This is a genomic window from Gilvimarinus sp. 1_MG-2023 (genome assembly GCF_030548285.1).
On record NZ_JAUOSC010000494.1, the window covers coordinates 1 to 337 of the forward strand.

At 54.0% G+C, this 337-nt stretch carries 1 protein-coding gene; it reads right to left on the bottom strand.

From position 1 onward, the window contains the following. Positions 1 to 132: 132 nt before the first annotated feature. On the bottom strand, positions 133 to 337 hold a 205-nt coding region (locus Q4563_RS17780; RefSeq protein ID WP_303605448.1), incomplete at its 5' end, for a DNA translocase FtsK.

The window sequence follows — 337 nt, forward strand, 5'->3', positions numbered from 1 at the left end:
GGATGGAACAGGGTCGCAGCCAGTACGACAGACACCCCGACCAGCGGGCGAAAAAAATATTCAAGATACAAAAAAGACATCCTCATAATATGTTACGAATAAGCCATACGTGCCGCTCGGAGAGCATTGTATTTAAAACGGTCGCTCCGGTGCTGCCGCAGCCAACACTTCCCGACTGCCATTATGGGCTGGTGGACTCACCACCCCGGCGGCTTCCATGGCTTCGACCAGACGGGCAGCGCGGTTGTAGCCAATCCGCAATTTGCGCTGCACCCCAGAGGTGGAACATTTGCCTGACTCTGTTACAAAGGCAACGGCCTGATCAAACAGTTCATCC